This is a genomic window from Amycolatopsis sp. NBC_01488 (assembly GCF_036227105.1).
In the GTDB taxonomy this organism is placed as follows: domain Bacteria; phylum Actinomycetota; class Actinomycetes; order Mycobacteriales; family Pseudonocardiaceae; genus Amycolatopsis.
On sequence record NZ_CP109434.1, the window covers coordinates 9,077,392 to 9,096,698 of the forward strand.

Here is a 19,307-nt window from a genome sequence, read left to right on the forward strand (position 1 = left end):
ATGGGAAGTCCCACGAGGTCAGCCGGGAAGGTGGGCGTCCACCTCGATTTCGATCTTCATGCGCGGGTCGGCCAGGCCGCACTGCAGCATCGTCGCCGCCGGGCGGACGTCCGCGAACGCCTTGCGCAGCACCGGCCAGCACGGCTCGAAGTCGTCGCGCTCGGGCAGCAGGTAGCGCACGCGGACCACGTCCGCGAACGTGCAGCCGGCCTCCTTCAGCGCCGCTTCGATGTTGCGCAGGCACTGTGCCGCCTGCTCGACGACGTCGTCGGAAATGGTCATCGTCGGGTAGTCGAAGCCGGTCGTGCCCGAGACGTACACGCGGTCGCCGTGCACCACCGCGCGGGCGTAGCCGATTCGCTCTTCGAAAGTCGACCCGCTGAGGATCGCTCGCCGTTCTGCCATGCCGCGCACGCTAGGGGCCGACCACCGCGCCGTCCACTTCGTTGTCTGTGCTTGACTTCCACGCATGATCTCGGAAAGCCGTTGCCCGGTGGAGGACGGCGAGCTCCTCGTCCGCCGCGGCGGCGAGGGCCCGGAGCTGCTGCTGATCGCGGGCGGCACCGGGTCGGGTGACTCCTACCGCGCGCTGGCGAAGCACCTGTACGCGGACTACACGGTCATCACGTACGACCGGCGCGGCCACTTCGGCAGCACGGACACCACCACGGGCCCGGTCCCGGTGTCCCGCCAGGCCGACGACGCGCGGGCGGTGCTGGACCACGCGACCGGCGGCCCGGCGCTGGTGTTCGGCTCGAGCGCGGGCGCGCTGATCGGCCTCGACCTCGTCGCCCGCCACCCCGCCCGCGTGACGACGCTGGTCGCCCACGAACCCCCGGCGGTCCACCTGATGCCGGACGCGGGAAGCTGGCTCGAAGCGGCGGCGGAGCAGGTCCGCCTGGCCCGTTCGGGTGAGCTGATGACGGCGGTGACCCGCTTCGCGGACGCCATCGCGGGCGCGGCGCTGCCCGACCTGCCGAACCTCCGCCTCCCCCACGAAGCCGACTGGATCCGCCTGTTCGACCGCGAGCTGACGGAGTTCTTCGACTACCTCCCGGACCTGCGCGCGCTGCGCCGCGCGAGCACGGAGATCGTCCCGGTGGCGGGCGAGGGCAGCCGGGGCCGCTACCACTACCAGCCGGCGAAGATCCTGGCGCTGGAGCTGGGATTGCCGTTCACGGAGATGCCGGGGGCGCATCTGGCGCCGCAGCGGAACCCGGCCAAGTTCGCGGCGGCGTTGAAGGATCTGCTCAGCCCCGAACTCTGACCGAAGCCGGCCCCCGCCCTTCCCTGGGGGGCGTGCCCATGTCCAGTTTACCGGCGGGTCATGACAAAGCACGCAAACCGGGACTCCGGCGCCGAAGCTGTCCACATCCGGCGAGGCCTGTGCACAACCTGGCGACCACCCTGCGACTCGACCGCCGGTAGCCTCAGACCACCCGGACGCCGTCCTTCCAGACCTCCCGGATGTTCGACGCCAGCGCCGGGAAGTCGTACGGATTCCCCGCCACCACCACGAGATCCGCCCGCAGCCCGGGCTCGATCCGCCCCAGCTCACCGTCGAGCCCCATCAACCGCGCCGCGGACGACGTCGTCGCCTCCAGGACGTCCGCCTGGGTCATCCCGCACGCCGCCATCAGGGCCAGCTCCTCCAGGTTCGTGCCGTGCGGCCCGACGCCGCTGTCCGTGCCCATCGCGATCCGGACGCCCGCCGCGTACGCGCGCCGTACCGAGTCGCGGTGCACCTCCACCACCTCACGCGCCTTCGTCACGACCGCCGAAGGCAGGTCCACTCCGGCGTCGGCCGCTCGGACCACGTTGACCGGGGCGATCAGCGTCGGGACCAGCCACGTCCCGTGGCCCAGCATCAGCTCGATCGCCTCGTCGTCGAGGTAGATGCCGTGCTCGATCGACCGGACGCCCGCGCGGACCGCGTTCTTGATGCCCGCCGCGCCCTGGGCGTGTGCCATCACCGGGCGCCCCTGCATCGCCGCCTCGGCGACCAGGACCTCCAGCTCCTCCGGCGTGTACTGCGAGTGCCGCGGGTCGTCGCGCGGCGAGAGCACGCCACCGGTCGTGCAGACCTTCAGCACGTCCGCGCCCGCGCGCAGCAGCGTCCGGGCGACGCGGCGGATCTCGTCGGGGCCGTCGGCCGTCGCGTCCGGGCGGCCGGGGTGCGGCACCAGCAGGGGGACGCAGATGCTCGACGGGTGCCAGCTGTCGCCGTGCCCGCCGGTCTGGCTGATCAGGCCGATCGAGATCTGCAGCCGCGGTCCCGGGATCAGCCCGTCGTCCACCGCCTGCTTGATGCCGAGGTCCGCGCCCGACGCGTCCCGGACCGTCGTGATGCCCAGCCCGAGCGTCGCCCAGAGGTTCCGCGCGGCTTCGTAGAACTGGTAGGAGAACGGCTTCTGCACGCGGGCCAGCAGCCCGATGTCCGACACCGTGACGTGCACGTGGCAGTCGAACAGCCCCGGCAGCAGCACCGCCCCGGAGCAGTCGACGCCCTCGTCGCCGTCCAGGTCCGTGCCGACGTCGACGATCCGGCCGTGCTCGACCACGACGTCCGCCGCCGCCGGCTCCGCGCCGGTGCCGTCGAACACCGAGCCGCCGGTGAAAACCGTACGCGTCACGCCGCCTCCACGGGAGAAGTCTGCCGCCGCACCACGAGAGCCGTCAGGGCGAGGACGACGACGTTGACGCCGAGCCCGACCAGTCCCACGTTGACCGTGCCGACGAGGTGAGTGTCCACAAAGGTCAGCCAGATGACGACGAGCTCGCCCGCGATCAACCCGGCGAACACCGGGCCCTTGCCGACGGGCACCCGGCGCAGGAAGCCCAGCAGGTTGGCCGGGGCCAGCTGGACCGACCCCGAATAGGTGAGCAACAGCAGGTTGGCCAGCAGGTCCGGCCGGAAGATGCCGAGCACGAGGGCAAGAGTACTCGCGAGCACAACCGTGCCGTGGTTGATCCAGAACTGCCCGCGGCCACTGCGGACGCGGACGATGTTGCGCGCCACCAGCGACGAGATGCCGATCAGGATCCCGGCCGCCGGGACCATCGCCGTGGCCGTCGCGGCGACCACGATGACGCCCGTGACCCAGGTCGGCAACGCGTCTTTCGACAGCGTCAGCAATACGCCGTTCGGGTCACTCCCCTTGGGTACCACGATGATCGCGGCGAACCCCACGATCATCGGCAGCAGCAGGCACAGCTCGTAGATCGGCATCCAGGTGTAGTTGCGCCGCAGCACCTTCGGGTCGCGCGCGGACATCAGCGCCGGCCACGAGTGCGGCAGCGTCATCAGCCCGACGCCGATCGCGCTGACCAGCATGCTCGTCACGAACCAGACGTGATCGTTCGGTCCACTGTGGACGATCAGCTTCTCCGGGTGCAGCTGCTCGATCTTGTGGAACACGCCGCCGATGCCGCCGGCGAAGTGCGTCGGCACGGCGATGATCAGCACCACCAGCGCGACCAGCATGATCCCGTCCTTGAAGTAGGACGTCGCCGCGACGCCGCGCAGCCCGGCCCACAGCACGAACGCGACCACCAGCACGCTGCCGGTGACCATGCTCAGCGTGCCGGACGCGCTGTCGCCGGTGACCAGCCGGACGATCAGGCCGAGCCCGGTGATCTGCAGCTGCAAGTAGGGCAGCACGAACACCACGCCGAGTACCGCCGACAGCGTCCCGAGCGCCCGGCTGGAGTAACGGTCCTCGAGGAAGTCGCCCTGGGTGAGGTAGCCGCGCTCCTTGCCCATCGTCCAGAGGCGCTTCGCCAGGAAGAACAGCACGACGTAGGCGATCGGCACGTACGGCAGCGCGTACATCGCCGCGACACCGCCGGAGAACGCGAGGCCGGCCATGCCGAGGAAGGTGAAGGTGGTGAACACCTCGCCCGCCTGCAGGAACCACATCGTCAGCGCGCCGAAGCGGCGGCCGCCGACGGTCCATTCGGCCAGGTCGGCGACGGGCTTGCGCCGGCCGAGGAAGCCGAGGACACCGATCAGGACGATGCCTGCGAGGGTGAAGGTGAGGATCACGACTCCTCCTCCCGGCCGCGCATCAGGCGTTCGGACAGCAGCAGCGCCGGGGTGAACATGAGGCACCAGAACGCGCCCCAGACGATCATCCGCGGCAGCCCGAGCCACAGGCCGGTGGTGTTGACGAACGGCAGGAACGGCATCAGGACCAACGCGAGCACCGGGAGCAGCGGTGGCCAGTGGTAGCTGCGCACGGCGTCACCCGGCCAGGTCAGCGAGGCGGCGGACGGCGAGCTCGGCCAGCAGCGCGGCGCCGTCGCCGAGCACGCTGTCGTCGAAGCGGGCGCGCGGGGAATGGTTGTCCGGCGCGGATTCCGGGTCCGCCGGGCACGCGCCGAGGAACAGGTACGCGCCGGGGACGCGTTCGAGCACGCGGGAGAAGTCCTCCGAGCCGGTGATCGGATCGGCCATCTCGGTGAACCGCTCGTCCCCGAAGACGTCACGGATCGTGGCGGCGACGAAGTCGTACGCGGCGGCGTCGTTGACGGTCGCCGGGTACTCCGGCTCGTAGGTGACGTCGACGTCGAGGCCGTGCGCCTGGGCGATGCCCTCGCACACCCGCACCGCCCGCTCCCCCACGCGGGCCGCGACCTCCGGCGAGAACGACCGCAGCGTCGCCTCGAACACCGCGTCGTCCGGGATGATGTTGCGGCGGGTCCCGGCGTGGAACGAGCCGACGGTGATCACCACCGGGTCGAAGACGTCGAAGGTGCGCGTCACCATCGTCTGCAGGGCGGTGACCATCTCGCAGGCGGCCGGGATCGGGTCGCGGGCGTCGTGCGGCGACGAGCCGTGGCCGCCGTCGCCGCGCACGCGGACTTCGAGGGCGCCCGAGGCCGCCATCAGCGTGCCGGGCCGGGCGACGAACTGGCCCTTCGCGTAGCTGGCGGCCGAAACGTGCAGGCCGTACGCGGCGTCGACGTGCCTGCCGGACGCCGTCAGCACGCCTTCGTCGATCATGTGACCGGCGCCGTCCCAGCCTTCTTCGCCGGGCTGGAACATGAAGACGACGTCGCCGGGCAGCTCGTCCTTGCGGGCGGCGAGCAGCCGGGCCGCGCCGACGAGTCCCGCTGTGTGGAGGTCGTGGCCGCAGGCGTGCATGGCGCCGTCGAGGGTGGAGCTGAACTCCTCGCCGCTGGCTTCGGTCACCGGGAGGGCGTCCATGTCGCTGCGGAGCAGGACCGTTCCGCCGGGTTTGCCGCCGCGGAGGACTCCGGTGATCGACGAGAGGTTCTTGCCGAGGCTCACCTCGAGGGGAAGGCCGTCGAGTGCGGCGAGGACCCGCTCCTGGGTGCGCGGCAGGTGCAGGCCGATCTCGGGGATGCGGTGCAGGTCGCGGCGGAGGGCGACCAGGTCGTCGAGCAGGGCGGCGGCGTCCGAACGCAGGGTCATCCGCAGATCATGCAAGTGTCGAGCACAATGGCCGCAGAAATTCCCCGAAACCACCGCTGTGAGTGCCGATGAGCGAAGAATCCGCCATGTTGACCGAGCAGGACCTCAAACTGGTCGACGCGCTGCAGGCGGCGCCCCGGGCGTCCTGGTCGACGCTCGGCCGCGCGCTCGGCCTGGGCGCGGTGACCGCCGCCCGGCACTGGGACACGCTGGTCGAGCGCGGGGACGCGTGGCTCACCGCGTACGCCGGCGGCGAGCTGACCGCGCAGCTGGCCCTGGCCTTCGTCGAGATCGACTGCGTGCCAGGGGCCGCTCTTTCGGTCGCGGCCACGCTGGCTTCGGACGTCCACGTCGTGACCGTCGAGTACGTGGCCGGGCCGTGCGACCTGCTCGCCCACGTCGTCGCGCCGACGCTGCGGGAGCTGGGCGCGCACGTGCTGGACCGGGTGTCGGCGGTGCCCGGGGTGACGCGGGTGCGGACGGTGCTGTCGCCGCGGATGTTCACCGAGGGCAGCCGGTGGCGGGTGCGGGCGATCTCGCCGGGACAGCGCGAGGCCCTGTCGGCGAAACCGGCGAAGAACCGCGCGCCGCTGCGGTTCGGCGATGCCGACCGGGCGCTGATCTTGGCGCTGGGGGTGGACGCCCGAGCGTCGGCGGCGGCGTTGGCGCTCGAGCTGGGCGTCGGGGCGACGACCGTCCGGCGCCGGCTGGACGTCCTGCTCGGCCGGGGCGCGATCCGCGTCCGCTGCGAGATCGCACGGTCGGTGTCGCCCGCGCCGGTCACGGTGACGCTGTGGCTGCGGGTGCCGCCGGACAAGCTGGAGACGACCGCGCGATCGCTGGCGATGCTGCCGGAGGTGCGCATGTGCGCGGGCCTGACCGGGGCGGCGAACCTGATGCTGGTGGTGTGGCTGCCTTCGCAGCACGACACCCTTCCGCTGGAGGCGGTCCTCGCGGCGAAGCTGCCGTGGCTGGAGATCACCGGCCGCGCGGTGACGCTGCGGAGCGTCAAGCTGATGGGCCGCCTGCTCGACGCGGCCGGGCGCGGGACCGGCCGCGTGCCGCTGGACTTCTGGGCCGCGGTCCCCGTGCCGGAGCACGGGGACCGCGGCGTGAGCCGGCCCGGGGGATGAGGGGGGTGAGGTGGAGGGAAGCATCCACCGGACCGGGGTCTTCGGGGTGGGGGTCTTCGGGGTGGGGCTCTTCGGTGTCGGGCTCTTCGGTTTCGGAGGCGGGGATCCGGCCTGGCGACCGAGGGGCGGGCGCCGGGCCGGGAAGTCTGGGGGCGGATCGCGCGTGATCGGAGCCGTGACTCGCGTGATCAGAGGCGGAACTCGCGTGACTGGGACCGGAACTCGCGTGCCTTGGCGGTCGGTTCGCGTACCTGGGGGTCGGTTCGTGTGATCGGAGGCGGATCTCGTGTGTCTGGAGGGGCATCTCGCGTGATTGAGGGGGCATCACTTGTGATTGGGGGTCGACACGGGGAGGAGTTCCGGCGCGGTGGACTCGGGGGGTGAGGTGGAGGGAAGAACGTCCACCGGCCGGAACTCGCGGGGCGGGACTGCTCCCGCCTTCTTCCTCCTTCGCTGACCCGGCGGTGCCGGATCGGTGGGGGTGAGGAATCCCGGCCCGGGGGACTTGGGGTGAGGTGGAGGGAAGTGTCCACCCGGGCCGGGGCTCGGGGCGCGGGACGGGGGTCCCGCGGTTCTTTCGGGTGGTGCGACCGGCCCGGCGGACTGGGGGGGTGAGGTGGAGGGAAGGTCCGCCGGGCCGGGGTTGGAGGGGCGGGTCAGTACCCGCCGGTGGAGGCCGTCGCGATCGGGGTGGCGGGCCGGCGCGCGGGGTCGACCTTGCAGCCGTTGGGTTCCATGGCGTACCAGGTGTTCCCCACGCCGTGGCCGGTCGCCTCGCCGGGCGCGCCGTCCTTGGCGTAGGTGTAGACCGGCCAGCCGCCGACGGTCACCTGGCGGGTGCCGTCGGCCCGGGCGATCTGCCCGACCAGGCCGGTGTCGATGTCTTCGGCGACGGTGATCCGGCCGTCCACGAGCAGCGGCGGCCACGTCTTCGCGCAGGCACCGTCGCAAGTGGACTTTCCGGAGTCCTTGCCGTCCTTGGTGAACAGGTAGAGCGTGCGGCCGGCCTGGTCCGTCATGACCGGGCCGAGGCCGCCGACGTCGGTGGTGCCGAGGGTGGTCGGCTTGGCCGCCTTCTCCCCCGTCGGCGTGATCGCCGACCAGTCCGCGCTGACGTTCTGGCCCAGCGCGACGCCGGAGCCGGTGTCCTTGGCGTAGCGGTAGAGCGGCCAGCCGCCGACGGTCACCTGCTTGCGGCCGTCGGGCCGGGTGACCAGGCTGACCAGCTGCGCGTCCACCCCGGCGGCGAGCGCCGGGGAGTCGGAGAGCAGCGGTGGCCACGTCTCGGCGCAGGCGTCCACGCAGGTGGCCTTCGGCGGATTCGCCGCGTCCTTGGCGTAGCGGTAGAGCGTGTGGCCTTCGGCGTCGGCGAGAACCGCGCCGAGACCATCCACTGTGGACGTGACCAGCTGGGCCTGGCCGGCCCCCGAGGGCGCCTGAACCGTGCTCGCCGAGAGCTGCTGCTGCGCGCCGAGCGACACCGGCTGGACCGCACCGGCCGTGGCGTACGGGTTGGTCCCGCAGGCCGCGACCAGTACGAGACCGGCGATGGCCGGCAAGGCGGCGGCACTCGGACGAGCACGGTTCATCGGACGTTCTCCCTCCTGGCGTGGAATGGACCGGACGGAAAGGGCTATTCCGCGCAGGCCTTACCGGAGTTGATGCAGTTGACCACGCGGCCCATGATCCTGTTGCTCATCACGTTCGCGAAGTCGTCGTGGTCGGACCGCGGGTTGTGCTTTTCCTGGGCGAAGGCGTCCACTTTGTACTGGCCCTTCTGCTGGACGTCCAGCGGGACGTTGTAGACCAGCGTCACCTGCAGCTGCGGCACGTTCTTGAAGCCCTGCGGGCACTTGCCCTGCTGGTTCGCGAACACGATGTGCGTGCGGTGGTTGGCGCTGTCGGTGTTCTTGCCGTCCCAGCAGTTCGGGAAGGCGTGGATCCGCTCCACCTTGCTGCCCGCGGGGCAGATCGGGTAGAGATCGGTCAGCCGGTCCTCGAACCCGGTGCAGGTCCAGCTCGGCCGGGCGTTGGCCGGGCCGTTGGTGCTCTGCTTGGCGTCACCGTAGAGGATCTTCAGGCCGAGCGGCATCGCGACGACGTTCTGGGCGCCGCCGCCGATGAACTTCAGCGTCGCGGACTCCGGTTCGATGATCTGGCCGTCGTTGTCGCCGACCGCTTCATTCGCGCCCGAGACCCCGCCGAGTTCGGTCGGCGGCGCGGCGGCGCTGCTGCTCTGGTTGTTCTGGCCGCCGTTGTTCTGGCCGCCGTTCTGGTTCTGGCCGCCGTTCTGGTTCTGGCCGCCGTTGTTCTTGCCGCCACGACGGCGGTCCTGGTTCTGCTGGCCGTTCTGCTGGTTCTGGCCGCCCTGCTGCTGGGCGTTCTGGCCGCCGCGGCCCGTCGCGCCACCACCGGTGTTCCGGCGCTTCTGCTGCTGACTGTTCGGGTCCTGCGCGTTCTGACCGTTCTGGCCCTGCGCGTTCTGGCCCTGCGCGTTCTGGCCCTGCGCGTTCTGGCCCTGCGCGTTCTGGCCCTGCGCGTTCTGGCCCTGCGCGTTCTGGCCCTGCGCGTTCTGGCCCTGCGCGTTCTGGCCCTGCGCGTTCTGGCCCTGCGCGTTCTGGCCCTGCGCGTTCTGGCCCTGCGCGTTCTGGCCCTGCGCGTTCTGGCCCTGCGCGTTCTGGCCCTGCGCGTTCTGGCCCTGCGCGTTCTGGCCCTGCGCGTTCGGGTCCTGCGTGTTCTGGGCCTGACCCTGGCCGGCGTCCTGGGCGGCCTGCGCGTCCTTGGCGCTCTGGTCCTGCGGGACGTCGCCGATCTTGCCCTGCTGGGCCTGCTGGGCCTTCGCGTTCTGGCTCGCGTTCGCCGCGTTGTCCGCGCGGTCGATGCGGATGACGGGCCAGAAGTAGGCCGACTGGTCACCGTTCTTGCAGGTGGTGCCGCCGGCGAGGAGGCTCTTGAGGCTCGAGTCCGCGTCGGTCGTCACGTTGCCGACGTAGTCGTGCAGGTGCTGGGCGCCGTTCTTGATCCTCGGCTGCGCGATGAAGTTGTCCGGGTTGTGGTGCGCGCCGTCCGCGTTCGTTCCACAGTCGACGGTGAAGGAACCCTGCACGCCCTTCTGCTTCAGGGCCGCGTTGACGTTGTTGCCGGCGGGAACCTTGTTGATGTCGATGAAGAACGACGGGTCCGCGGGGTCCGCGCTGGCCTCGCCCGTGCGGCCCGCGCTGACCGCGACGGCGAGTGCGCCGACGGCGATCGCCAGGCCGATCGCACCCATCGCGATCTTGGTTCGGCGGGCAACGCGGTGCTTGCCCGTCACGGGGGACCGAGAATTCCGGGCCATAGACTAGTTCACCTCGTTCGTTATTCCGGGCACGCCGAATAGCGCGGCGGCCCGGGCAAGAACTACCGTTGGTTGAGGTCGAGATCGCACGGAACCCTGCGGGGAAGCTCCGGGTTCCGGCTGTCGGGATGCATCGGGGGATGCATTGGGGGATACGGACGCGAACGCGGCGAGGTTCAAAAGCGACCGGCCCGTTATCTGTTCGTTATCAAGCGGAACGCAACCGGACGCCATTCACCCAGGTCATGGCCCTGCGCACGGAAAAGAACGTTCTGAACCACGGCCCACCCGGAGCCGTGACCGAAGGAGGAAGAGTCAGCGCTGCACGACGACGAGCACCGTGCCGTCGTCGCCGCGGACCTCGAACCGGGCGATCTGGTCCATCGCCAGGGAGACGGAACCCTGCAGTCGCAACGGGTCCGGGGAGCCCGGGATGCCGAATCCCTTGGGCGGCACCGACCAGCCGGACACGACGCGGTCGTCCCCGGTCGTGGAGACGGCGAACAGCTGGCACTTCAACGGCCCGACGATCCCGCGCAGCTCGAGGTCGACGCGGCTGCCCCACTCCACGGGAGACACCCGGACGACGGCACTGACCGCGGACCCGCCGCTGCCGCGGCCGTAGGTCTGCCCGCTGCCGGGCTGGCTCGGCGCGCCGGTGGACGGCGCCGGGACGCTGGTCGCCGCGACGCTCGTGACCGCCTGCTTGCCGCTCGGCGCGGAGAGCGAGGCGGGCGGGACGGCGTCGGCCGGCCGGACCGCGAGGGTCACCAGCGGGCCGGCAATCACCGCGGCAGCGGCCGCGGCGCCGGCGAGGATGCCGATCCGCTTGCGGCGGCGGCGCTTGACGGCGGCCTCTTCCATCAGGCCGCGCAGCACGCGGGGCCCGGGCGCGAGGGTGCGCGGGCTGGGCGCCGGCATCGGCGGCTCCGGCCAGCTGCGCTTGACCATGTCGAGGACGTCCGGCAGCTGGTACAGCTCGATCAGGTCGAGCTGGCAGTGCGGGCAGTTCATCAGGTGGGCTTCGAACTGGGTGCTCTCGGCCTCGCTGAGGACGCCGAGCACGTACGCGGCGACGTCGGTGTGTGCGGACCCGGCCACCCTCAGTTCACCCCCGCTCGCGCAGAGCCCGGCGCAGCGCGCGGACAGCGTGGTGGATGCGGGACTTGATGGTGCCGGGGGGCACGCCGAGGGTCGCCGCGACCTCGTTCACGGTCCGATCGCGCAGGTAGGTCTGCTGGATGGCCTCCCGCTGCTCGGGCGAAAGGCCCTGCAGCGCCTCGTAAACGATCATCGCGGCGAGCGTCCGGTCCGATTCGTCGGACACCGCGATCGCGTCGGATTCGATCTCCTCGAGCTCCTGGGGCCGGACGCTGCGGCTGCGCCAGCCGTCGATGACGATACGCCGGGCCACCGTGAACAACCAGGCACGCAGCATCTCCGGCTGGCGGTCGAGCTTGTCCGCGTTCCGCCACGCCTTGATCAGGGTCTCCTGCACGACGTCTTCGGCCCACTGCCGGTCGTGGCCGGTCAGCCGCAGCGCGAACGCCATGAGGGACCCGCCGAACTCCTGGTAGAGCGCCTTCGCCAGATCGTCGGAGGCGTCGTTCGACTCGACGACGACTTCCTGATCTTCGACGGGTCTCAGCGCTCGAGTGTGCCGTCCCACGCGGGACATCCTGGTGGGCCGAAGGGCGTACGTCCAGTACCAAAAGAAGACGAAACTTTTTTGAACCGTTTCCGGACCGTGTCCGTATCCCCTACCGAAGACCCCGACAAGGCGTTGTCCCCCGCAACGCTCCGCATCCACTCCGGACCGATTGTCCACTGTGGATCTTTTGCGCGCATTTTCGCCTCACCCCAGGCTACTGCGCGTAGTCATGCCCTCGGAGGAGCAGTGATACGCATTCCCCGTACGGTGGTCCCCGCCGCCGTGTGCCTCACCGCACTCGCCCTGCTCACCGCGTGTACCGCCGGCGCGGCCACCACCTCGGGTGGTTACGCCGCGGGTGGCGGCGCCGGTATGCAGATGCCCGGCATGCAGGCGCCGATGACCATCGCGATGCCGCAGCCCATCACCGCCAACCCCAACGATCCGGCGAAGAGCCAGCTCAGGGCCGCGAAGACGTTCGACCTCGGCCAGATGCTGGTCGACGGCACCGGGTACACGATCTACCGGTACGACCGCGACACGACCGATCCGTCGCGCTCGAACTGCACCGACGCCTGCGCCGCCAAGTGGATCCCGGTCAAGGCCGGCGGCAACCTCGCGCCGATCGACGTCGACCGGTCGCTGATCGGCCAGATCACCCGCGACGACGGCACCCAGCAGCTCACCCTGGCCGGCTGGCCGCTGTACCACTTCACCGGCGACAGCGAACCGGCCGACACGTCCGGCCAGGGCGCCGACGACGCCTGGTTCCCGATCGCGCCGGACGGCAAGAAGATCACGATGACCCAGGACCAGTGGAGGGAAAATGCTTTCGGCCTCTGAGTACGCCGGGCTCGAGTTCGCCCCTCCGTCCCCGCTCGAGCGGTCCCGTCCGGTGGTCCGGATCCTGTTCGTGCTGGTCGCGGTGCTGACCCTGCTCGCGGCGGTGTCCCCGGCCTCGATCGCCCAGACGACCGCGGTCTCCCCCGAAGACTCCGTGCTGCTGACCAAGGTCCGCCAGGCCGGGCTGTGGGAGATGCCCTCGGGCATGATGGCGATGCAGAAGGGCAGCCCGAAGGTCCAGGCGATCGGCTTCGCGATCATGATGGACCACGGCCGCCTCGACGTCGCGACCCGCGCGTTGTCGCAGAAGCTCAACTCGCCGGTGCCGGACCAGCCTTCGGACGAGCAGCGCGGCTGGCTGCTCGAGGAGATGAACGCGGCCCCTGGCCCGTCGTTCGACCGCATCTTCGCCAACCGGCTGCGCGCGGCGCACGGCCAGGTCTTCGCCATCCTCGCGCAGCTGCGCGCCGGCACCCGCAACGACGACGTGCGGGCGTTCGCGACCGTCGGCAACCAGGCCGTCCTGCGGCACATGACGATGCTCGAAAGCAGCGGCGTGGTCGACTTCGATGCGCTCCCCACGCCGACGGTCTCCACCACTGCCGCCCCCGCGGGCGCGCTGCTGGGCCTCGACACCTCCCAGCTCACCGTGGTGGTGGCCCTGTTCCTGCTGCTCGGCGGCGGTCTGTTCTACGTGCTGCGCCAGGTCAAGGGCAACCGCGGCCGGGCCAGGACGGCCGCCCGCGCGGCCACCGTCAGAACCGGGGGCAGCCATGGTTGAGACCTGGCACGACGCGACGATCTTCCTCACGCAGCAGTTCCAGCCGAAGACCGACCCGGCGGCCCGCGGCCTCGCAGCCTTCGCGGCGCGGGCGTCCTACGCGGCGATGATGCTGACGCTCACCTGGGGCGTGCTCACCGCCACCGGCTGGGTGCGCTCGGTCACCGGCCGCAAGGCGCTGCGCAGCACGCACATGGTGCTGGCCACCGGCACGCTGATCTTCGGCGGCATCCACGCGCTGGGCTTCTTCTACCTGACGATCCAGCCGTACAGCCTGCAGTACCTGTTCCTCCCCTTCCTGTCGGGCCAGGAGACCCGGCACAGCATCGGCATCGTCGGCTTCGAGGTCATGCTGGCCATCGCGCTCACCGCCGGCCTGCAGCGGTTCACCTCCTACCGCCGCTGGCTGTGGCTGCACCGCTGCGCCTACCCGGCCGTCGCGCTGACCGCGCTGCACGCGTGGTTCGGCTCGATCGCCAACGGCCACCTCGCGGTCGTCTGGCTGGGCGGCATCACGCTGCTCGTCCCGGCGGTCACGACGTCGCTGCTGCGGTTCATGCCCGCCCGGACCCTGGAACGCATCGGACTCGTGGAAGAGCAGGTGGCCTGACATGCCCTTCCGTTTGCCCGGTAGCGGGCCCCGGATCAGCGTCGACAACGACCGGTGCGAGCTCTACGGCATCTGCGCCATGGAGGCGCCGGACGTGTTCGACCTCGGCCAGGACGGCCGCCTGCGCTTCCACACGCGGCTGCTGGACGAAACCACCATGGAACAGGCGAAGATGGCGGCTCGCTGCTGCCCGATGCAGGCGGTCGTGATGAGAGGGGACCTCGATGGCTGACGGCGACCGGATCGTCATCGTGGGTGCGGGCGTCGCCGGGCTGCGTGCCGCGGAACGCCTGCGGGAACAGAACTTCGACGGCGAGATCGTGCTCATCGGCGACGAGGCCCGGCGTCCCTACCACCGGCCGATGGTCTCCAAGGCGCTGGTGATGGGCACCGAACGGCCCAGCGACGTCGGGCTCGACCACTACCTGCCCGACCTCGACGTGCACTGGCGCCTCGGCGCGCGCGTGACGCACCTGGACACCACCGAGCGGGTCGTGCACCTGCCCGGCGGCGAGTCCCTCTGGTACGACGGCCTGATCGCCGCGACCGGCGTCTACCCGCGGCACCTGCCCGGGTCGCCGCGGCACGACCCGCGTGTGCGGATCCTGCGCACGGTCGAGGACTCGATGGCCGTGCGGCGCTGCCTCAACGCCAGCAAGAAGCCGGCCGTCGTGATCGGCGCCGGCCTGATCGGCAACGAGTTCGCCGCGAGCATGCGGCACATCGGCCGGGACGTCACCCTGGTCGGCCACGCGAAAGCACCGCTGCACCGCTTCGGCGACCGCGTCTCGAGCGGGATCGTCGAGGCGCACCACGAGCACCGGGCGAAGCTGGCGATGAAGAGCGAAGTGCGGCACTGGATCAGCACGAAGGACACCGTCGGGCTGCACCTGACGAACAACCAGCTGCTGGTCGCCAGCGTCGTCGTGCTCGCCATCGGCAGCGTCCCGTCGGTCGACTGGATGCGCGGCTCCGGCCTCGACATCAGCGACGGCGTGCTGTGCGACGCGAAGCTGTTCGCCGAGGGCGCGTCCGACGTCGTCATCGCCGGGGACATCGCGCGCTGGCCGAACCTGCGCTTCGACGAGACCCCGCGACGGGTCGAGCACTGGATCAACGCCGTCGAGTCGGCGCGGCACGCAGCGGACAACCTGCTGATGGGCCAGTCGAGCGCCAAGCCGTTCACCCCGCTCCCCCGGGCGTGGTCGACGCTGTACGACACGCGCCTGCAGATGTGCGGGATGCCGTCGCTGGCCGAGGACACCGTCACGCTCGCCGACGGCATCACCGGCTTCATCCGCGACGGACGGCTCGTCGGCATCTCGTCGTGGGACAAGCCGCGGGCGATGCTCGACTGGATGGCCGAGCTCGACCGCCGGCTGCCCGCACCGGACTACGTGCCGGAGCCGGAGCCCGCTCCCGTCGCCGAGGTCCCCGAGGTCCCGGTCGTCGAACCGGCGCTCGCCGGCCTGTCGGCCGAGGTGCCACCGGAGTTCGACAGCGGCTTCGACCACCAGGCCTTCGAGCGCGAGTTCGAGAGCGAGTTCGCCAACGACATCCCGACCACGGCGTTCCCCTCGCCGGCGGCCCCGCCGACCACGGCGTTCGCCGCGCAGCCCGGGGCCGCGGCGCCGCCCACGATGGCCATCCCGATGGGGAGGTAGAAAGCCGGGATGTGGCTGCGCGCGGCGGCCATGTCCCCTCGCCGGTCACCACGCCCCCTCCGCGGCTGGGCGGTGTGGTGACCGGCCCCCAACGTCCCCCCTGCCCGCCTCGCGTCCGGTGCTGTGACCACGGGAACCCCCGGAAGAACAGCGTGGGCCGAGCGTCCGGCGGGCCAGGAGAGGGCCATCCCGAGGGAACCCGACGCCCCCGGGGTGGCCTTCTTCCGGCGCACCGGGCGGGGGCCCGGGGTCGAGCGCCACGGTGGCGTCACTGCCGTCGCGGCGTGCACGTCCGTGACGGCCCTTCCGGGGGAAGGGTATGCCGCCGGAAAGGCCGTCACGGCCGGAAGTCGGGTCGGGGTTGCACGGCGAAGGCCGTCTCGAGGGAAACGGGAGCCCTCGAGGCGGCCTTCACCTCGTTCGCCGGGCGACCCGGGACTCCGCCACGACCAGCGCGCCGAGCAGCAGGACCACCCCGCCGACCACGCGCAGCCCGGTGTCCGCGCCCGCGACGAACGCCGTGCCGACGTCGGGCCCGCGGCCCGCCGCGGCCATGACCGTGCCGATCACGGCGACCCCGAGCGCGCTGCCGAACTCCCGGGTGGTGGCCTGCAGCCCGGTGCCGACACCCGCCTGGGCCGGCGGCAGCGAGCCCGCGATGACGCCCGACAGCGTCGGCAGGGCCGGCGTCACGCCGATCCCGGTGACCACGAGCCAGGCCGCGTAGCCCGCGTACGGCGTCGCGGTGTCGCTTGTGGACAGTCCGAGCAGACCGCCGCCCACGAACGCGAAGGCCAGTGCGACGGTGGCGTCGAGGCCGGCGCGGCGGGTCAGCAGGCCGACGTGGCGGCCGCCGAGGATGATCGGCACGGTCAGCGGGATGATCCCGAGCCCGGTGCCCAGGGGGCCGAAGCCCTTGGCGTACTGCAGGAATGACGCGTTGACGTAGAACAGCGCGAACATGCCGAAGAAGACCGTCGTCATGCCGAGGCAGGCGCTGCGCAGGGCCGGGATCCGGAACAGCAGCGGGTACCCGGCCCGCAGCTCGACGAACGTCCACGCGGCGAACAGCACGGCGGCGCCGGCGAACCCGGTCACCACGACCGCGCTCCCCCAGCCCGCTTGCGGGCCCTGGACGATTCCGACGAGCAGCGCGACCGACGCGCCGACGAGCAGCAGCGCGCCCAGCGGGTCGAGACCGCGGTCGTGGCGCGACGAGACCGGCGCGGTCCGTGCCACGAGGGCGGCCGTGACGAGGGCGAGCGGCACGACGGCGGCGAACAGCCAGCGCCGCGAGCCGGCCGTCAGGACCAGCCCGCCGCCGACGTTCCCGAGGACACCGCCGATGCCGGTCATCGACGCCCAGGTGGCGATGGTCGCGGGTTTCTTCTCCGGCGGCACGGCGTGCAGCAGGACGGCGAGCGAGTTGGGCAGCACCGCGGCGGCGCCGGCCCCGGTGAGCGCGCGGCCGGCGAGCAGGAGGACGACGTCCGGGGCCGCCGCCGACAGCAGCGCGCCCGCCGCGAACAGCCCGAGCCCGGCCAGCAGGACACCCTTGCGGCCGAACCGGTCGCCCGCGGCGCCGCCCGGGATCACCACGCAGGCGAACACGATGACGTAGGTGTCGACGATCCAGACCACCGTGGCCGCGGCGGGCCGCAGCTCGCTCGCGGCGAGCATCGGGACGGCGAGGTTGACCGCGCGACCATGCCGACGACGACCTGCGCTTGTGTCGTGCCACGCAACTTTGACAAGGATGGTTTGCGTACGCTGCAACCATGTCCGATCAGCTGGACCTCAACCTCCAGCGCTGGCTGCGCGACACCCTCCGCTAGCCGTGTCGACCTTTCAGTCACACGTGTCGACCCTCCAGACACGCGGGAAGCCCTCCAGACACGCGAGCGCCGTGCGGGAACGGACGACACGCGTGCTTGAGGGGTCGACACCCGTGACTGGAGGGACGACACGATTACCTCCGCCGAAGCCGCGCGGTGTGGCACGATCGTCCGGTGAGCAGCACGTCCGCCTCCGAGCACTACCTGCGCGACCTCGCGCTGCTGCGCCGCGTCAAGGACCGGATCGACCGGGAGTACGCCCAGCCGCTCGACGTCGAGGCGCTCGCGCGCGGCGTCAGCATGTCTGCCGGGCACCTCAGTCGCCAGTTCCGCAAAGCCTACGGAGAGTCACCGTATTCGTACCTGATGACGCGGCGGATCGAGCGCGCGATGGCCCTGCTGCGCAAGGGCGAGCTAAGCGTCACCGAAGTCTGCTTCACCGTCGGCTTCTCGTCGCTGGGCACCTTCAGCACCCGGTTCGCCGAGCTGGTGGGCCTGCCGCCGAGCGTCTACCGCGAGGAGCAGGCCGAGGCCACCGTCGGCATGCCGCCGTGCGTGGCCAAACAGGTCACCAGACCGATCAGGAATCGAGAAGCGCGGCCCTCGGCGGCCACCTAGGGTGACCGGCATGGACGTCACCATTCACTCGAGCTTCCTCCCGCACACCGACGCGGAAGCCTCCCTCGTCTTCTACCGGGACCTGCTCGGCTTCGAGGTCCGCCAGAACGTCAAGTACGGCGAGATGAACTGGATCACCGTCGGCCCGCCGAACCAGCCCGACACGGCGATCGTGCTGTCGCCGGTGGCCGCGACGCCGGGCCTGACCGACGACGAACGCCGCATGATCAACGAGATGATGGCCAAGGGCACCTACGCCTCCGTCAACCTGGCCACCAAGGACCTCGACGCCCTCTTCGCGAAGCTCGAAGCGGGCAACGCCGAGGTCGTCCAAGAGCCGGTCGAGCAGCCCTACGGCGTCCGCGACTGCTCGTTCCGCGACCCGGCCGGCAACCTGCTGCGCATCCAGGAGCTCCGCTGACCGAGGTCGCGGTCGCGCGCGGCTACCGCGAGGTGCTGCGCGACCGGCGCGTGGCCGGTCTCCTGCTCGGCGACCTCCTGGCCGGCCTCGGCACGGGCATGATCATCGTCGCGATGCCCGTGCAGACGCTGTCGCTGCACGGGAGCGTCCCGAAGGCGATCGCGATCGGGCTGGTGGAGGCCGCGCCGTTCGTCCTGTCGACCGTCCTCGCGCTGGCCGTCGGCCTGGGCCGGGTGCGCGTCCCGCCGCGCACGCTCCTCGTCGCCGACTGCGTGCTGCGGTCGCTCACCTTCACCGCGCTCGGCGTCCTGGCCGTCACCGGGCGGCTCACGCTGCCCGTCCCTCTTCGGCGCGACGGGCAAGCTGGCCGGGTCGAGCAGCCGCCGCCTGCTGGCGACGGAAGCCGCGGGCGAGTCGTGGCGACGGCGGGCGCGGGCTACGCCCTCTTCTTCGACGCGGGCGGCGCGCTGGTCCTGCTCGCGGCCACGTCGGTGTTCGTGCCCCGCTCGGCCGCGGGACCCGACGCCCTGCGCGAGCCGAAGACGTCCGGCTGGCGGATCCTGCGCCGCCGCCCGGTGGCCCCTCGGCGGCCCGCTGATCGAACTGGCCGGCAGCACCGGCGGGCTCGTGCTGTCCGGGGTGCTGACGCTCCTGCTGCTCCCGATCGCGGCCTGGGCCGTCCTCGGCCGTATCGAAGAAAGGGAACCGACATGTGCTTGAGCCTGAAAGCCGCCGCGCACGAGCACTTCCGCGAACTGACGCAGCTGCGCCGTGTCCGCGACCGCATCGGCTGTGCAGCGATCTTGGACCTCGAGGCGCTCGCCCGCGACGCCGGGATGACGGCCGAGCACCTCACCCGCCGGTTCCGGCTCGCCTACGGCTGTTCCCCGCACGCCTACCGGGAGCTGGCCCGGGCGATCAGGAATCGAGAAGCGCACGTCGCCGAACCGGCCGTAGCGTGACCGAAGAACCGCGCC

At 71.4% G+C, this 19,307-nt stretch carries 19 protein-coding genes and 1 pseudogene; 10 read left to right on the forward strand and 10 right to left on the reverse strand.

Features of this window, described 5'->3' with window-relative positions; genetic code table 11:
* Positions 1-18 precede the first annotated feature (18 nt).
* The gene (locus OG738_RS42590) at positions 19-405 is read right to left on the reverse strand and encodes a RidA family protein (protein ID WP_329049620.1); all 387 of its coding nucleotides are present in this window, start codon (positions 403-405) and stop codon (positions 19-21) included.
* Between the two features lie 64 nt (positions 406-469).
* Here OG738_RS42590 and OG738_RS42595 point away from each other — a divergent pair, with 64 nt between their 5' ends.
* Positions 470-1,267, forward strand: a complete 798-nt coding sequence (locus tag OG738_RS42595; RefSeq protein WP_329049622.1) for an alpha/beta fold hydrolase — start codon at positions 470-472, stop codon at positions 1,265-1,267.
* A gap of 163 nt (positions 1,268-1,430) precedes the next feature.
* Here OG738_RS42595 and OG738_RS42600 read toward each other — a convergent pair whose 3' ends face one another.
* The 4 genes from OG738_RS42600 to OG738_RS42615 are packed head-to-tail and all read right to left on the reverse strand — an operon-like array spanning position 1,431 to position 5,437.
* Positions 1,431-2,633 carry a metal-dependent hydrolase family protein gene (locus OG738_RS42600; protein ID WP_329049624.1) on the reverse strand — a complete coding sequence of 401 codons (1,203 nt, stop codon included), beginning with the start codon at positions 2,631-2,633 and terminating at the stop codon, positions 1,431-1,433.
* Complete coding sequence (locus tag OG738_RS42605) at positions 2,630-4,045, reverse strand: sodium:solute symporter family protein (protein ID WP_329049626.1); 1,416 nt, start codon at positions 4,043-4,045, stop codon at positions 2,630-2,632. The genes OG738_RS42600 and OG738_RS42605 overlap by 4 nt, the downstream gene beginning before the upstream one ends.
* Positions 4,042-4,239, reverse strand: a complete 198-nt coding sequence (locus OG738_RS42610) for a hypothetical protein (protein ID WP_329049627.1) — start codon at positions 4,237-4,239, stop codon at positions 4,042-4,044. Before OG738_RS42610 ends, OG738_RS42605 begins: the two co-directional genes overlap by 4 nt.
* A 4-nt stretch (positions 4,240-4,243) precedes the next feature.
* Positions 4,244-5,437, reverse strand: coding sequence for a M20 metallopeptidase family protein (locus OG738_RS42615; RefSeq protein WP_329049629.1), 1,194 nt, complete (start codon positions 5,435-5,437; stop codon positions 4,244-4,246).
* A gap of 68 nt (positions 5,438-5,505) precedes the next feature.
* Here OG738_RS42615 and OG738_RS42620 point away from each other — a divergent pair, with 68 nt between their 5' ends.
* Positions 5,506-6,570 (forward strand): Lrp/AsnC family transcriptional regulator, encoded by a 1,065-nt coding sequence (locus OG738_RS42620; protein WP_329049631.1) that lies wholly within the window; start codon positions 5,506-5,508, stop codon positions 6,568-6,570.
* A 656-nt stretch (positions 6,571-7,226) separates the two neighbouring features.
* Here the strand turns inward: OG738_RS42620 and OG738_RS42625 are convergent.
* The 4 genes from OG738_RS42625 to OG738_RS42640 form a co-directional block, all read right to left on the reverse strand.
* Entirely contained in the window at positions 7,227-8,159 is a 933-nt protein-coding gene (locus OG738_RS42625; protein WP_329049633.1) for an SCO0930 family lipoprotein, read from the reverse strand.
* Positions 8,160-8,203: 44 nt separating this feature from the next.
* On the reverse strand, positions 8,204-9,841 hold the full coding sequence (locus OG738_RS42630; RefSeq protein ID WP_442875849.1) for a DUF1996 domain-containing protein: 1,638 nt from the start codon (positions 9,839-9,841) through the stop codon (positions 8,204-8,206).
* 381 nt (positions 9,842-10,222) lie between these two features.
* The gene (locus OG738_RS42635; protein WP_329049637.1) at positions 10,223-11,008 is read right to left on the reverse strand and encodes a zf-HC2 domain-containing protein; all 786 of its coding nucleotides are present in this window, start codon (positions 11,006-11,008) and stop codon (positions 10,223-10,225) included.
* A gap of 7 nt (positions 11,009-11,015) precedes the next feature.
* The gene (locus OG738_RS42640) at positions 11,016-11,576 is read right to left on the reverse strand and encodes a sigma-70 family RNA polymerase sigma factor (protein WP_329049638.1); all 561 of its coding nucleotides are present in this window, start codon (positions 11,574-11,576) and stop codon (positions 11,016-11,018) included.
* 264 nt (positions 11,577-11,840) lie between these two features.
* On the opposite strand from OG738_RS42640, the gene OG738_RS42645 reads away from it, so the two are divergent.
* From OG738_RS42645 to OG738_RS42665, 5 genes are read left to right on the forward strand one after another with little or no spacing between them, the layout of a single operon-like run.
* On the forward strand, positions 11,841-12,401 hold the full coding sequence (locus OG738_RS42645; protein WP_329049640.1) for a COG4315 family predicted lipoprotein: 561 nt from the start codon (positions 11,841-11,843) through the stop codon (positions 12,399-12,401).
* Positions 12,385-13,182 (forward strand): DUF4142 domain-containing protein, encoded by a 798-nt coding sequence (locus tag OG738_RS42650; RefSeq protein WP_329049642.1) that lies wholly within the window; start codon positions 12,385-12,387, stop codon positions 13,180-13,182. The genes OG738_RS42645 and OG738_RS42650 overlap by 17 nt, the downstream gene beginning before the upstream one ends.
* The gene (locus tag OG738_RS42655) at positions 13,175-13,792 is read left to right on the forward strand and encodes a ferric reductase-like transmembrane domain-containing protein (protein ID WP_329049644.1); all 618 of its coding nucleotides are present in this window, start codon (positions 13,175-13,177) and stop codon (positions 13,790-13,792) included. The genes OG738_RS42650 and OG738_RS42655 overlap by 8 nt, the downstream gene beginning before the upstream one ends.
* Position 13,793: 1 nt before the next feature.
* Positions 13,794-14,024: a ferredoxin gene (locus OG738_RS42660; RefSeq protein ID WP_086865695.1), complete on the forward strand. Its 231-nt coding sequence runs from the start codon at positions 13,794-13,796 to the stop codon at positions 14,022-14,024.
* The gene (locus OG738_RS42665; protein WP_329049647.1) at positions 14,017-15,456 is read left to right on the forward strand and encodes an NAD(P)/FAD-dependent oxidoreductase; all 1,440 of its coding nucleotides are present in this window, start codon (positions 14,017-14,019) and stop codon (positions 15,454-15,456) included. The genes OG738_RS42660 and OG738_RS42665 overlap by 8 nt, the downstream gene beginning before the upstream one ends.
* Positions 15,457-15,867: 411 nt before the next feature.
* Here the strand turns inward: OG738_RS42665 and OG738_RS42670 are convergent.
* Positions 15,868-17,165: pseudogene (locus tag OG738_RS42670) on the reverse strand (MFS transporter).
* Positions 17,166-17,465: 300 nt separating this feature from the next.
* Between OG738_RS42670 and OG738_RS42675 the strand changes: the two are divergent.
* The 3 genes from OG738_RS42675 to OG738_RS42685 are packed head-to-tail and all read left to right on the forward strand — an operon-like array spanning position 17,466 to position 19,292.
* Positions 17,466-17,909 (forward strand): helix-turn-helix transcriptional regulator, encoded by a 444-nt coding sequence (locus tag OG738_RS42675; protein ID WP_329049648.1) that lies wholly within the window; start codon positions 17,466-17,468, stop codon positions 17,907-17,909.
* Between the two features lie 10 nt (positions 17,910-17,919).
* Positions 17,920-18,330, forward strand: a complete 411-nt coding sequence (locus OG738_RS42680; protein WP_329049651.1) for a VOC family protein — start codon at positions 17,920-17,922, stop codon at positions 18,328-18,330.
* Between the two features lie 50 nt (positions 18,331-18,380).
* The gene (locus tag OG738_RS42685) at positions 18,381-19,292 is read left to right on the forward strand and encodes a hypothetical protein (RefSeq protein WP_329049652.1); all 912 of its coding nucleotides are present in this window, start codon (positions 18,381-18,383) and stop codon (positions 19,290-19,292) included.
* The last annotated feature ends 15 nt before the right edge of the window (positions 19,293-19,307 follow it).